General features: G+C 60.7%; 11 protein-coding genes. 3 read left to right on the plus strand and 8 right to left on the minus strand.

Translation table 11 applies throughout. From position 1 onward, the window contains the following. Window positions 1-18: 18 nt before the first annotated feature. On the plus strand, window positions 19-528 hold the full coding sequence (locus tag ACQCST_RS14555; protein ID WP_426996459.1) for a helix-turn-helix domain-containing protein: 510 nt from the start codon (window positions 19-21) through the stop codon (window positions 526-528). On the opposite strand, the gene ACQCST_RS14560 is transcribed toward ACQCST_RS14555, so the two are convergent. Together ACQCST_RS14560 and typA are read right to left on the minus strand one after the other, a co-directional pair. Next, window positions 525-929: a hypothetical protein gene (locus tag ACQCST_RS14560; RefSeq protein ID WP_426996460.1), complete on the minus strand. Its 405-nt coding sequence runs from the start codon at window positions 927-929 to the stop codon at window positions 525-527. The two genes, ACQCST_RS14555 and ACQCST_RS14560, sit on opposite strands and share 4 nt — an antisense overlap. A gap of 35 nt (window positions 930-964) precedes the next feature. Continuing rightward, entirely contained in the window at window positions 965-2,893 is a 1,929-nt protein-coding gene (gene typA / locus ACQCST_RS14565) for a translational GTPase TypA (protein ID WP_426996461.1), read from the minus strand. Window positions 2,894-3,206: 313 nt separating this feature from the next. Between typA and ACQCST_RS14570 the strand changes: the two genes are divergently transcribed. Then, window positions 3,207-4,127 carry an SGNH/GDSL hydrolase family protein gene (locus ACQCST_RS14570; RefSeq protein ID WP_426999191.1) on the plus strand — a complete coding sequence of 307 codons (921 nt, stop codon included), beginning with the start codon at window positions 3,207-3,209 and terminating at the stop codon, window positions 4,125-4,127. Window positions 4,128-4,249: 122 nt separating this feature from the next. On the opposite strand, the gene ACQCST_RS14575 is transcribed toward ACQCST_RS14570, so the two are convergent. The 5 genes from ACQCST_RS14575 to ACQCST_RS14595 form a co-directional block, all read right to left on the minus strand. Continuing rightward, entirely contained in the window at window positions 4,250-5,950 is a 1,701-nt protein-coding gene (locus ACQCST_RS14575) for a dipeptide ABC transporter ATP-binding protein (RefSeq protein ID WP_426996462.1), read from the minus strand. Window positions 5,951-5,961: 11 nt separating this feature from the next. Then, window positions 5,962-6,906: an ABC transporter permease gene (locus ACQCST_RS14580; RefSeq protein ID WP_426996463.1), complete on the minus strand. Its 945-nt coding sequence runs from the start codon at window positions 6,904-6,906 to the stop codon at window positions 5,962-5,964. Next, window positions 6,896-7,825: an ABC transporter permease gene (locus ACQCST_RS14585; protein ID WP_426996464.1), complete on the minus strand. Its 930-nt coding sequence runs from the start codon at window positions 7,823-7,825 to the stop codon at window positions 6,896-6,898. The genes ACQCST_RS14580 and ACQCST_RS14585 overlap by 11 nt, the downstream gene beginning before the upstream one ends. A gap of 125 nt (window positions 7,826-7,950) precedes the next feature. Beyond that, window positions 7,951-9,636: a peptide ABC transporter substrate-binding protein gene (locus ACQCST_RS14590; protein WP_426996465.1), complete on the minus strand. Its 1,686-nt coding sequence runs from the start codon at window positions 9,634-9,636 to the stop codon at window positions 7,951-7,953. 229 nt (window positions 9,637-9,865) lie between these two features. After that, on the minus strand, window positions 9,866-11,701 hold the full coding sequence (locus ACQCST_RS14595; RefSeq protein WP_426996466.1) for an ABC transporter ATP-binding protein: 1,836 nt from the start codon (window positions 11,699-11,701) through the stop codon (window positions 9,866-9,868). Between the two features lie 79 nt (window positions 11,702-11,780). On the opposite strand from ACQCST_RS14595, the gene ACQCST_RS14600 reads away from it, so the two are divergent. After that, the gene (locus ACQCST_RS14600) at window positions 11,781-12,410 is read left to right on the plus strand and encodes a PH domain-containing protein (protein WP_426996467.1); all 630 of its coding nucleotides are present in this window, start codon (window positions 11,781-11,783) and stop codon (window positions 12,408-12,410) included. Between the two features lie 24 nt (window positions 12,411-12,434). Here ACQCST_RS14600 and ACQCST_RS14605 read toward each other — a convergent pair whose 3' ends face one another. Next, window positions 12,435-13,550: an ABC transporter permease gene (locus ACQCST_RS14605; protein ID WP_426999192.1), complete on the minus strand. Its 1,116-nt coding sequence runs from the start codon at window positions 13,548-13,550 to the stop codon at window positions 12,435-12,437. Between the last annotated feature and the right edge of the window lie 2 nt (window positions 13,551-13,552).

The following is a 13,552-nucleotide window of genomic DNA, read 5'->3' on the forward strand; positions in this document are numbered from 1 at the left end:
CTGGCTACACTGTGCACTATGACAGCCCCACCGGAGAGCGGCGAAGCAGACCTGCAGGCCAGGGGCCGTGCACTGAGCTCACCGCTGCGGTTGCGGATTCTGCGGCTATGCCTGCACCAGCCCCGGACCAACAAGGAGATCTCGGAACTCCTCGGAATCAACCCCGCCTCCAGCCTCCACCACGTCCGCACCCTGGTCCGGACGGGGTTCCTGCTCGCCGAAGAGCACCGGAAAGGCAAGCGCGGAGCGACGGAAGTTCCCTACATCGCCAGCCGTATGTCGTGGAGCACTCCCGTGAATAATGTCTCGCCGGTGCTGATCGAGACATTTCTCCAGGAAACGAGGAACCTGCCGCCGGAGGACATCGAAGTCTGGCGGTTGGGCGTCAAATTCAATCCCGCACGCCGCGAGGAGATGCTCGGCAAGCTCCGCGCCGTGATTGAGGAGTACATGGCACTTCCCGCGGACGACGACGGCGTGGCCACCTCGCTGATGATCGCCCACCACCGGGATCCGTCAGCAGACTAGCCAGACTCCCCGGAAACCTGCTCTTGCACGGCGGGACGGCGGTACCGCCGGCACCACGCCAGCACAGCCAGAGTGACTACTGCGATGCCGTATACCCAGAGATTTCCCGCCAGATCGCCAAGGATGAGGCGCTTTCCCACCTCCAGGGTGGACCACCAACCCGTCAGCATGTAGCACAGCACCCCGGTAGCCGCAGTCGGAACCACGGAGCGGAAGGCGGCCCCCAGCAGTAGCTGGAGTGAGCCAAGTAGAAGCAGGGCGGCCACGGCCCCCAAGGGTAGACCGACGTCGGAAATCACCAGCTGCTGGCGGTGTAAAGCCGTTCCGGCTACGGCAGCAAAGAGAGCTGCCGGCACGGCGGCGGCAAGACCGCCTGCCGTCCCGGCAGCTCTTCTAGTCACAGTTCATCCGTGCCCAAGAGTATGAGGCGCGGAAACTAGGACTTCGCGCGGGCGCGGTTGGCCTTGCTGCGCTCGTTGATGTCCAGGATGAGCTTGCGGATACGGATGGAATCCGGTGTGACCTCAACGCACTCGTCTTCGCGGGCGAATTCGAGGGATTCCTCGAGGGTCAGGTCGCGCGGCGGCGTCAGGTTCTCGAAGGTGTCGGAGGAAGCGGCACGCATGTTGGTGAGCTTCTTTTCCTTGGTGATGTTGACATCCATGTCGTCGGCGCGGGAGTTCTCGCCGACGATCATGCCTTCGTAGACCTCAGAGGTGGCCCGGACGAAGAAGGAACCGCGCTCCTGGAGGTTGATCATGGCGAACGGGGTCACCACACCCGCGCGGTCTGCGATCATGGAGCCGTTGGTGCGGTACTCGATGGGGCCGGCCCACGGCTCGTAGCCTTCGGAGATCGAGGCTGCAATGCCTGCGCCACGGGTGTCGGTGAGGAACTTGGTGCGGAAACCGATGAGGCCACGGGCCGGAACGATGAATTCCATCCGGCACCAGCCGGTACCGTGGTTGGCCATATTGGTCATGCGGCCCTTTCGGGCGGCCATGAGCTGCGTGACGGAACCGAGGTACTCCTCCGGGACGTCGATGGTCATGTGCTCCATCGGCTCGTGGATCTTGCCGTCGACGATGCGGGTAACAACTTGCGGCTTGCCGACGGTGAGCTCGAAGCCTTCGCGGCGCATCTGCTCCACGAGGATGGCCAGCGCCAGCTCGCCACGGCCCTGGACTTCCCAGGAGTCGGGACGCTCGGTGGGCAGCACCCTGATGGATACGTTACCGATGAGTTCCTTGTCCAGACGGTCCTTGACCTGGCGCGCCGTGACCTTGGCGCCCTTGACCTTGCCGGCCAGCGGGGAGGTGTTGATACCGATGGTCATGGAGATCGCGGGGTCATCCACGGTGATGAGGGGCAGCGGCTGGGGGTTGTCGACGTCGGTCAGTGTCTCACCGATGGTGATTTCCTCGATGCCGGCCACGGCCACGATCTCACCGGGTCCCGCGGAGTCGGTGGGGACACGGTCCAGTGCCTTGGTGGCAAGCAGTTCGGTGATCTTGACGTTCTTGAGCTCACCGTTTGCCCGTGCCCAAGCAACGGTCTGGCCCTTGCGGAGGGTGCCGTTGTAGATACGGAGCAGCGCCAGGCGGCCCAGGAACGGGGAGGCGTCCAGGTTGGTGACATGCGCCTGCAGGACACCGTTCGGGTTGTAGGTGGGGGCCGGGATGTGCTCGATGATTGTCTTGAACAGCGGCTCCAGATCCTCGTTTTCGGGTGCCGAGCCGTCTGCCGGCTGATCGAGGGACGCGCGGCCAACCTTGGCTGCCGCGTAGACCACGGGAACGTTGAGGATCTTGTCCAGGTCAAGGTCCGGTACTTCGTCGGCAAGGTCTGAGGCCAGGCCCAGGAGGAGGTCCATGGACTCGTGGACAACTTCTTCGATCCGCGCGTCGGGCCGGTCCGTCTTGTTAACCAAGAGGATTACAGGCAGGTGCGCGGCCAGAGCCTTGCGCAACACAAAGCGCGTCTGCGGCAGAGGGCCCTCGGAGGCATCAACCAGCAGTACAACGCCGTCAACCATGGACAGGCCGCGCTCCACCTCGCCGCCGAAGTCGGCGTGGCCGGGAGTGTCGATCACGTTGATGGTAATGGTCTCGCCCTTGGACGACGGGCCGTTGTAGGCAACCGTGGTGTTCTTGGCCAGGATGGTGATGCCCTTTTCGCGCTCCAGGTCACCAGAGTCCATCACGCGGTCTTCAAGGTGGTTGTGCGCGGCAAAGGAGTTGGTCTGCTTGAGCATGGCGTCGACCAGGGTGGTCTTGCCGTGGTCAACGTGGGCCACGATCGCGACGTTGCGCAGATCACTGCGCGATGCAGTGTTTGCGGCGGTGTTGGTGGTGGTTTCAGACATGCGTAATGGCTCGATTCAGTGGTGAAGTCAGCTGTTATATCGCGACATTTCCAACCGGAACGCACGACGGATAAGCCCCTTTGACACAGGGCACCTTCTAAGAGTCTAAACGCTGGGTCATTTATTGGCCTAAAAATCAAAAATGCCCGGCTTCCGCGCCCTGCTGCCAAATCGAGAAGGCCACGTCCTCGCCTGTGAGAAATCTCACTGGATTTTCATGACTTGATGCCCCATCATTACTGTGATAGCTACAAGCAAGTACCGGAGACCATTGATGCGAAAAGCCTCAGCTCTGACCCGCCTTGTCGCACCGATGATCGCCGCCGGCGTCCTTCTAAGCGGCTGCGGGCAGCCCCAAGAATCCCAGGATCCACGAACCCACGGCAGCTCTTCTTCTACCGCGGTTGCGCCCGCCTCGTCGCCGCCGCCTTCGGCAGAAGTGCCCGGTTCTGCCTCTTCCACGTCATCAGCCAAGTCCCCCAAGGCTCTGGCCGCACCCCTGACTACAGGATCCGCGGTCAACCAGCAACTGGCTCCGGAGATCAACCCTGCCAGCCTGCCAGTGGGTTCTCTCTACCGGAACCCTGCCAATGGCAGGGATGAGGTCATTGTTGCTGACATCAGGCATACCGTTGTGCTGATCGGAGACTCTCAGTCCGAGCCGGTCACTGGCTGGCCACGGCAGGGACTCGCAGCAATGGGCTACAACGTCCATTTTTGCGGCCTCGGAGGAACCGGATTCGTGGCCGCCAACGGAAAGACGGGCAACTACATCGATGCTTTGCAGCGGGGAGACTGGAAGCTTCCGTTTGGATCACCTTCGCTTCTGGTCATCGAGGGCGGCGGCAATGATGCCGCCCGTGGCGCCACGGACGCGCAGATTGTGGCAAATGCCGAGCGCCTGATCCTCAGCCTCCGCCAGCGCTACCCGGGTACGAAACTCGCCATGATCGGTACGCTCGCCCGCGGCACCAGCTACGGCGGCGGCAGGCGGACCCAGGTGGACTCGCTGCTGGGAACCATAGCTGCGAGGAACTCGATTCCCTTCGTCAGTGTCGGCGACTGGCTGACCAAGTACGATCAAGCCAAGAATCTGGCAGACGGCGTCCATATGAACGCCACCGGCCACAAGGCGCTGGGCTTGTTGCTGGCCGGCAGACTCAAGGAACTGGGGCTTGAGGCCCCGAAAGACAATTTTTTGGATTCGATTGTCCGGCACGGGCTTGCCCCCTGATCCCTCCTGCTGCGGTTTCCGCTTCGCCTGGCCATCGTTTATACCGAACAGAGCCGGCGCCGCCCCTGAGGTCAGCACCGGCTCTGTTTGCCTAAACGCGACGGCCGCCCGGCATATTACCGCTAGGCAACTCCCGGCGGGAGCATCAGACGCGCACCCGGAATCGCATTCAGCAGGGCCTTGGTGTAATCCTGCTGCGGCGAATCGAAGACGTCATCCGTGGATCCTGTTTCCACCAGCTTGCCCTTTTCCATGACACATACGTGATCCGCAATCTGCCGGACCACAGCGAGGTCGTGGGTAATGAACAGGTACGTGAGTCCAAGGTTGGACTGCAGCTCAGCTAGCAGGTTCAGCACCTGTGCCTGCACCAGAACGTCCAGCGCCGAAACCGCTTCGTCACAGATGATGACTTCCGGGTCCAGGGCGAGCGCTCGTGCGATGGCTACACGCTGGCGCTGTCCGCCGGAAAGCTCGTTCGGGTACCGCTGCATGGTGGACTGCGGAAGCGCCACTTGGTCGAGGAGCTCGCGGACCTTCTTTTCACGGCTCTGGGTGGTACCAATGTTGTGGACTCGCAGTGGTTCCTCAATGGTCCTATAGATGTTGTACATCGGATCGAGCGAACCATAAGGGTCCTGGAAGATCGGCTGGACTCGCCTGCGGAACTTGAACAACTCACGGCCCTTCAGTGCGGCAGTGTCCACGCCGTCGAACACGATACTCCCGGCCGTCGGCTTCTCCAACTGGAGGACCATCTTAGCCACCGTGGACTTGCCCGAACCGGACTCTCCCACAATCGCCGCGGTGGTTCCGCGCTTGACATCAAAGCTGAGACCGTCCACGGCGGCAAAGTCCGTGGATTTACCTAGTCCCTGACGCAACTTGTAGACCTTGCGCAGGTCCCGGATCTGCAGCAGATTGTCAGCTGCCTTCGCCGCGGCGCTTGGAGCCAGCAGATCCGAGGCTTCCAATCCCCGTTCCTTGGCAGCCTGGATGCGCCGGGACGCCAGCGACGGTGCCGAGGCAACGAGCCGCTGCGTGTACGGGTGCTGCGGGTTCTGGAGCAGGTCCAATGAAGGGCCCGCTTCCACCACCTGTCCGCGATACATGACCACAACCTTGTCTGCGCGCTCCGCCGCCAAACCCAGATCGTGCGTGATCAGCAGGACGGAGGTACCAAGCTCGGTGGTCATCGTGTCCAAATGATCCAGAATCTGACGCTGAACTGTCACATCCAGCGCGGACGTCGGTTCGTCCGCGATGAGGAGCCGTGGCTGGCACGAGAGACCGATCGCGATCAGAGCACGCTGACGCATACCGCCCGAGAACTCATGCGGGTACTGTTTGGCGCGCCGATGAGCATCCGGCAGGCCAGCCTGTGACAGAACCTTTGCAACGTCTTTCGGGCTGCTGGGTTTTCCGTTAGCGCGCAGGGTTTCGCGCACCTGATAGCCAATTTTCCACACCGGGTTCAGATTGGACATTGGATCCTGTGGAACCATGCCGATGCTGTTGCCACGGAGCTCGATCATCCGCTGTTCGCTGGCGTGCGCAATGTCCTCGCCATCGAGCATAATCTGGCCGTTGGAGACCTTGCCGTTGGCGGGCAGGAGACCGATAGCAGCCAAGGCAGTTGTCGACTTTCCCGAACCGGACTCTCCCACAATCGCAACGGTCTCGCCAGGCATGATGGTCAGGTGTGCGTTCCGAACGGCGAGGACGTCGCCCCCACCCGTTTTGAAGGTAATGGCCAGATCCTTGATTTCCAGAATTGGCCGGACTCCAGACACACCGGATTCATTAATGTAAACGTCTGTCATTGTGGGTTCCCTCATCGCTGACGACTCTTAGGATCGAGAGCATCGCGTACGGCGTCCCCAAGCATGATGAAGCTGAGGACGGTCATGGACAATGCGGCTGCCGGGTAGAGCATTATTTCCGGATGCGTCCGAATCGACGCTTGGGCGGCCGAAATATCGTTACCCCACGACATGATGGACGGCGGCAAACCAATACCGAGAAATGACAGTGTCGCCTCGGCCACAATGAAAACGCCCAGTTCCAGAGTGGCCAGCACAATGACTGGCGCCAACGCGTTGGGCAGCACATGGCGCAGCAATGCACCAAATTTAGATACTCCCAAGGCACGGGCTGCAGTGACAAAATCCGCATTGCGGACCTCAATCACTGCACCGCGCGTGATCCTAGCCATCTGAGGCCATGCCAGAAGCGATATGACCAGAACGACAGTCCAGACGCTCTTATTCGCACGAAACAAGGGCAACTGCGTGATAACAAGGGCTCCCAGAATCAACGGCAGAGCGAAGAAGATATCGCCCAAGCGAGCCAGCACGGTGTCCAGCCAGCCGCCATAATATCCGGCAAGCGCGCCGAAAGTCACCCCGATGACCAAAACACAGAGCACGGAGAGCACACCCACGGAAAGCGAAGCCTGCGTCCCGTGAACCACGCGGGAGAAGACATCGCAGCCCTGGAAAGTGAACCCGAATGGATGTCCGTCAGTGGGGCCAGCTTCAGAACTGGACAACTGGCAATTGTCCGTAGGCGACACGGTCGCGATCAGCCCCGGGAACAGAGCCACGAACGCCAAGCCAAAAATCATGACCGCCGAAATAATGAACAGCGGCTGCTTGCGGAGCTTGCGCCAAGCATCCGACCAGAGGCTCAAGGGTGCCTGATCAGTCTTGAGAGAGTCCGTTGCCAACAACGGTGTCTCATCAATGGGCGCAACAAAATGCGAATTTTTACTGGTCATAGCGGATCCTTGGGTCAAGCCAGGCGTACAGGAGGTCGACGAGCAAATTGGCCACCACAAATACCAGCACCAAAACGCTCACAATGGACACTATTGTTGGTCCTTCACCGCGCAGTACCGCTTGGTACAGCTTGTTGCCCACGCCGGGAACATTGAAAATGCCTTCTGTAACGATGGCACCGCCCATGAGTCCACCCAGGTTTGCACCCAAATACGTGACGACCGGGATCAGCGAGTTGCGCAGGATATGCGCCATGACGACGCGCGGCCGCGAAAGTCCCTTGGCGGTTGCGGTGCGGACGTAGTCGGCGTTCATGTTCTCGCTGACCGAGGCTCGGGTCAGACGGAGTACATACGCAAAAGACACCAGGCCCAGCACTACGGCGGGCAAGAGAAGATTGCCCCAGTCAGCATTCGCCCCCACTGTCGGCTTTGCCCAGCCAAGCCTCACGCCGAAGACCAATTGGAAGACAAAACCAAGGACGAAGGTCGGAACAGCGATGACCACCAGGGATGCCACCAGCACTGTGGAATCAAACCACTTGCCGCGGCGCAGACCGGCGAAGACACCGAACGCCACCCCGAAGACAGCTTGAATAATGAGGGCCTCCACGGCCAGCATGGCCGTGACAGGGAACACGCGGGCCAAGGTGGCAGCAATGGGCTGCCCGGTGAAGTCGTTGCCCAAATTGAACGTAAAGAGATTTTTGAGGAATATCCCGTACTGAACCCAGAAAGGTTCATTGAGATGATACTGGCTCCGCAAGGTGTCGATAATGGCTTGCGGAGGTTGGCGGTCGCCGAACAGCGCCGCGATGGGATCGCCGGGTAGGGCGAACACCATGTAGTAGACCAAAAGAGTGGTGCCAAGGAAAACGGGGATCACTTGCAGGAGTCGGCGCAGTATATAGCTGACCATGGGATCACCGCCCTTCCTGGATGGAAGAAATCGGTTTCATGCGTGCCTTCCTACCGGTGCAGGCAAATAGGGGCCCGGCCAAAACCGGACCCCCAAATGCCTGGCGGTAAGTTAGATCCTGGAAGCTACTTAGCCGTGATGTTGTAGTAGAGAATGCCGCCATTCCAGCCGGTCTCGGCCTTCACAACGTTGTTGCTCCACACGATCGGCTTTGCCTGATCCCAGAGCGGCAGGCCGGGAAGGTCCTGGAAGAGGATCTCCTGTGCCTTGTTGAACTTGTCGTTCGCCTCAGTGGTGGACTTGGCCGCAAGGCCCTCCTTGAGCAACTTGTCGAACTCGGGGTTCGAGTACTTCTCGTAGTTGGAGGATGCGCCCGTTGCCCAAACAGGTCCAAGGAAGTTGTACAGCGACGGGTAGTCGCCCTGCCAGCCAGCACGGGTCAGCCCCGGGAGGGACTGCGACTTGCGCAAGTTCAGTACTTCCGCAAACTTGGCGAACGGTTGGATTTCAGCCTGGATGCCGAGGTTGTTCTTGAAGCCGTTGGCAACGGCGTCAATCCATTCCTTGTTGCCACCGTCAGTGTTGGAGGCAATCTGAAGCGGCTTGGAACTGTCATAAGGCTGGATCTTCTCAGCCTGGGCCCAAAGGTCCTTGGCCTTGGCGGCGTCAAACTTCAAGACTTCGCTGCCCGCAAGGCTGTCCTTGAAGCCATCGATCACCGGCGGGGCGTAAGCCTTGGCCGGGGTGCGGGTTCCGTTGAAAACCACCTTGGCGATTTCCTCGCGGTTGATCGCGTAGGAGAGCGCCTGGCGGCGGAGCTTGCCGGCCTCACCCTTGAAGTTCGGGTTGTACCCCGGGATGTTCAGCGTGGAGTCGGTGGCCACAGGCTTCGTGGCGTTACGGTCCGGGAAATCCGCGACGTAGGTCTTCAGCGCATTTGACGGCAAGACGTCCGTGACGTCCAGATTATCGGACTGCAGATCCGTGTAAGCCGGGCTCGGATCGGTGTAGAACTTGAAGGTCACGCCACCGTTCTTCGCTGCGCGGGGACCGCTGTAGTCAGCGTTCTTCACAAGGGAGATGGACTGGTCATGGACCCATGAACCGGTTTTGGCGAACTTGTAGGGGCCGTTGCCGACCGGGTTCTCGCCAAAGGTCTTCGGATCCGTCATTGCAGCGGACGGAAGCGGGAAGAATGCCGAGTATCCAAGGCGCAGGGACCAGTCAGCCTCCGGCTGGGCCAGCTTAACCGTGATGGTCGAGTCATCCGTGGCCACCAGACCTGACATGATGTCGGCCTTCGGGGCAGGGGTGGAAGTGGTCTTGCCGTCGGCGCCCGTGGACTTGGTTACCGCCGAGACATCGTCATAGCCCGCGATGGATTCGAAGAAGAATCCGTTGTTCTGGAGGTTTTTCGAATTCGCGGCGAAGTTCCACGAATCCACGAAAGTCTTGGCAGTGATCGCTTCGCCGTTCGTGAACTTTGCACCCTTCTTCACCTTGATGGTCCAGTTCTGCGCGTCAGTCGAGTCAATGGAATCCGCAAGAGCGTTGACCGGCTTGCCATTGGCATCGTAAGCGCGAAGGCCTTCGAAGAGCAGTTCAACAACGCGGCCGCCGTACACCTCGTTGGTGTTGGCCGGCAGCAGTGGGTTCTGGGGTTCGTTGCTATATGCGGTGATTACCTTGTTTGGATCGCCGACAGCCGTACTGGCACCGCCATTGGTGCCACCTCCGGCACCGCATCCGGTCAGGGCGAGGGCAGCGATTGCCACCATGCCCAGTGCTTTGGAAGTGCGCGTGAAACGCATTCCGCCTCCTATGAGTTGTGGGAGTTTTTCAGGGGAAGTCTTGTGCAACCCCGCAGGCCCGGCACAGCATTACCCTGTGACGTGGCCTACATATGTGAGTAGCCTAACCGCATAGAGTCCAAATAGTGGTACTCCGTTGCCAAACCGTAACCGGGTTCTACCGACAGCAGCGGGCAATTTCAAGTCAAATGTTACCCACTGGTACTATTCGCCGGAATAGTGACGCCCATTACTCCACGCCCGCCGCCAGTAACTGGGCCCGGAGTTCACGGCGCTCGCGCTGCTTCTCTGGATCCGGCAATGGAACTGCGGCCAGCAGTCGCTGGGTATAGGGCTCCTGCGGATTACGAAGAATCTGATCACGGGTCCCCTGCTCCACGATCCGCCCGCGCTGCATAACGCAGATGCGGTCGGCGAGAACATCAACCACCGCGAGATCGTGGGTCACAAACAGGCACGCGAAACCGAGCTCCTTCTGCAGGTTCTGGAAGAGCTCCAGTACCTTGGCCTGCACCGAGACGTCCAGTGCCGACGTCGGCTCATCCGCCACCATCAGCTTGGGACTGAGCGACAACGCACGGGCGATGCCCACGCGTTGTTTCTGCCCACCGGAGAGCTCATGCGGGTACCTGTTGCGGTAGCCGCGCGGCAATTCGACCTGGTCCAGCAACGCCTCGATCCGCTTCTGCAGATCACTGCCCTTGGCTACACCTGCCAGAAACATCGGTTCCCCGATGCTCTCTCCGATGGGCAGCCTCGGGTTCAGGGACGACGAAGGGTCTTGGAAAACCATGCCGATATGGCGCCGCACCTGATGAAGTTGCTTGCCGTTCCTCTTCGCCGCGGAAATGTCCTGGCCCACTACCCGCATGGTGCCGGCAGCCACGGGCAGCAGGCCAACGGCTGCACGGCCAATGGTGGTCTTGCCGGAGCCTGACTCCCCCACCAGTCCTACGACCTGCCCCGGGTAGATCACCAGGTTGGCGCCCTCCACCGCCCGGAATGCCGGAACCCTGCCCTGCTTGGGATATTCAATGGTGACGTCGGTGAGCTCAAGCACCGGCTCGCCCTTTGGCCTGGCTTCCTCAGCGGCGGCAAGGGCCGCAGCGTTCGCCTGTTCGCGGCGCACCAGTTCGTCATGATCCACCGTTTCCAGCTCGGCGTTCGTGGCGGCGGCGAGGGCGGCCGTCACATCGACTTCCCCGGCGGAGTCCGGTCCTCCCTGTCCCAGATGCGGGACGGCTGCCAGCAGCGCCTGCGTGTAGGGGTGCTGCGGGTTGCCGAATATCTGGGCGGCGGTGCCCGTTTCCACAATCAGGCCCTGGCGCATCACGGCGATCCGGTCTGCGAGGTCCGCCACCACACCCATGTCGTGGGTGATGAGCACGATTGCGCTGTCCAGCTTGTTGCGGAGATTCCGCATCAGGTCCAGGATTTCCGCCTGCACCGTTACATCCAAGGCTGTTGTGGGTTCGTCAGCGATGAGCAGCTTCGGGTCGCACGACAGCGACTGCGCGATCATGGCCCGTTGCCGCTGACCGCCGGACAGCTGGTGGGGGTAGGATTTGAAGGCCTTTTCCGGATCCGGCAGTTCCACCAGGTCAAGCATCCGTAACGCCCGCTCGCGGGCCTGGTCAGGTGAGACTTCGCTGTGCAGCCGGATGGTTTCCACGATCTGTGCACCTACGGTGTAGACCGGGTTAAGCGCCGTCATGGGTTCCTGGAAAATCACGGCAACGTCTTTGCCGCGGACATCGCGGATATTGGACGCATCGTCACCCAGAAGTTCTTTGCCGGACAGCCTGACGCTGCCGGAGACGCGGCTGTTGCTGGGCAGAAGTCCAAGAAGGGCCATGGAACTGGCGCTCTTGCCCGAACCCGATTCTCCGACGATGGCCAGCACCTCGCCGGCTCGCACTTCATAGTTCAGGCCAATGGCAGCCGGAACCCACTTTTTATCCACCCCGAAGTCAACGCTGAGATCGCGGACCTCCAGGACAACCTCGCCTGTGCCTGGCCCGGAGGCCGCTGCATCGGCGGGGTCAGGGCTGATGTTGTTGGTCATGTTGGGATTTCCCTTCCACCCGTGCCACCGGATCACCGGCAATTAGTGCTGTGGCTCGGAATCCTGAACTATTAGGGGCATGAGCACTGTGCCGCACGCCGGAAACGTTGAGATTTTCAAGGCCCGCACGAACAAGTGGTTCGCGTGCCTCTCCTGGCTGGTGGCCGCTTTCGGCCTGGCAGTCACGGTGAGCACCGGAGGCCCGGAGGCTCTGGTCGGGGCCGGTCCGTTCCTGTTGATTGCTTTCCTCGGCTGGATAGTGTTTTGGCGCCCTGCCGTGGTTGTCAACGACACCGGTGTGGTTCTGGAGAATCCGTTCCGTTCCATAGCTGTCCCGTGGGCCGCCCTCGTAGACGTGGACACCCGCTATGCATTGACGCTGGTGACCCCTGGCAAGAGCTATGCCTCGTGGGCCGCGCCTGCCCCTGGTATCTGGGGGGGACGCAACGCCCGGCCCGAAGACCTCCAGGGACTGCCCGGGACAACCTACGGCCCCGGCCAATCGGTACGGCCCGGAGACCTCAGGAATACCGATTCCGGCCAGGCCGCACGGCTGGTCCGTTCCCGCTGGCAGGAGCTCATCGAAGACGGAATGCTGGATGCGGGCAGCGCTGAAACGACGCCGGTGACTGCCAGCTACCACTGGCTGGAAGCCGGCACTGTCGTGGTGCTGATGGCAGCCAGCTACTGGGCTGTGGCCCTGATGTGACGCGAAACTGCAGGCGGCAGCCATTCAGGCCCCCTTTGGCGCATCAGATGATGAACCACGACCGTCAGGGGAGGAACCGCCAATGGCCGTACCCGGCATTTTCTCCGATGGTGTTCCGGCGTTGGCGCCCGCTGCCTTCTTGGCGTTGAATTTCTTCTGACGAGGGTCAAAAGCATCCCGTAAGCCATCACCAATGAAGTTGATGCTGAGGCAGATGAGCACAATGAAAAGACCCGGGAACCAGAACAGCCACGGACGCGTGGCGAAGGCTTCTTCGTTCTGAGAAATAAGCAGTCCCAGCGAGGTATCAGGAGACTTCACACCGACACCGAGGTAGCTGAGCGCTGTTTCGGTCAGGATGGCGGCCGACATCGTCAGTGTCACATTGACGATCAGCACACCTACGGCATTGGGCAGGATGTGCTTGAAAATGATCCTGGTGTTGCTGGCGCCGGAAATCCTTGCCGCATCAACAAATTCGCGTTCGCGCAAGGTCAAGAATTCACCGCGCATGAGGCGCGCCAGACCGACCCAGCTGATGAGACCAAGGAAGATCCCCAGAATAAGTACACCATTGCTGCTGGCGAACGAAGTAAACCAGCTTCCGCCGTCGCGACGGCCAGCCATCTGCGCCATCACAGCGGCAAGCAGCAAAGCAGGAACAATGATAATCACATCTGTCAGGCGCATCAGCACTGCCTCGACCCAGCCCCTGAAGTATCCGGAGAGGGCCCCCACCAGGACGCCTATCAGCCCTGCGAGGAATCCGATGACCACCATAACGGTGATAGATTGCTGGGCACCCCGCATGGTCATGGCAAACAAATCCCGGCCGATCCGGTCTTGGCCGAAAGGATGCTCACCCCAAGCCAACGGCCACAGCCCTGACGTAGGCGCGCCATCATTAACCAATGGGGAAACATCAACATGGTTGTACTTCCACCAACCCGGAATTCCGGCGTACCCCACCGAAGTAAACGTCATGATGAAAATGATGGCAAATACAACCAGACCCACGATCGCACCTGAGTGTCCCAGGAAGCGTTTGCGGACAATCTGCCCCTGGCTGAGACCCTTCGCTTCGATGATCGGTTCAATTCCGGCTGCGGCCTGCCGGTCCAGCGTCGCCTGCTCCGCCATGA

Origin of the sequence: Pseudarthrobacter sp. N5 (genome assembly GCF_050157035.1) — a bacterium.
Taxonomy (GTDB): domain Bacteria; phylum Actinomycetota; class Actinomycetes; order Actinomycetales; family Micrococcaceae; genus Arthrobacter.

Coding starts and splice junctions, on each gene's coding strand:
- ACQCST_RS14605 (WP_426999192.1), bottom strand. CDS start 13,550: ATGGCGGAGCAGGCGACGCTGGACCGGCAGGCCGCAGCCGGAATTGAA.
- typA (WP_426996461.1), bottom strand. CDS start 2,893: ATGTCTGAAACCACCACCAACACCGCCGCAAACACTGCATCGCGCAGT.
- ACQCST_RS14580 (WP_426996463.1), bottom strand. CDS start 6,906: ATGACCAGTAAAAATTCGCATTTTGTTGCGCCCATTGATGAGACACCG.
- ACQCST_RS14600 (WP_426996467.1), top strand. CDS start 11,781: ATGAGCACTGTGCCGCACGCCGGAAACGTTGAGATTTTCAAGGCCCGC.
- ACQCST_RS14590 (WP_426996465.1), bottom strand. CDS start 9,636: ATGCGTTTCACGCGCACTTCCAAAGCACTGGGCATGGTGGCAATCGCT.
- ACQCST_RS14595 (WP_426996466.1), bottom strand. CDS start 11,701: ATGACCAACAACATCAGCCCTGACCCCGCCGATGCAGCGGCCTCCGGG.
- ACQCST_RS14570 (WP_426999191.1), top strand. CDS start 3,207: ATGATCGCCGCCGGCGTCCTTCTAAGCGGCTGCGGGCAGCCCCAAGAA.
- ACQCST_RS14585 (WP_426996464.1), bottom strand. CDS start 7,825: ATGGTCAGCTATATACTGCGCCGACTCCTGCAAGTGATCCCCGTTTTC.
- ACQCST_RS14555 (WP_426996459.1), top strand. CDS start 19: ATGACAGCCCCACCGGAGAGCGGCGAAGCAGACCTGCAGGCCAGGGGC.
- ACQCST_RS14575 (WP_426996462.1), bottom strand. CDS start 5,950: ATGACAGACGTTTACATTAATGAATCCGGTGTGTCTGGAGTCCGGCCA.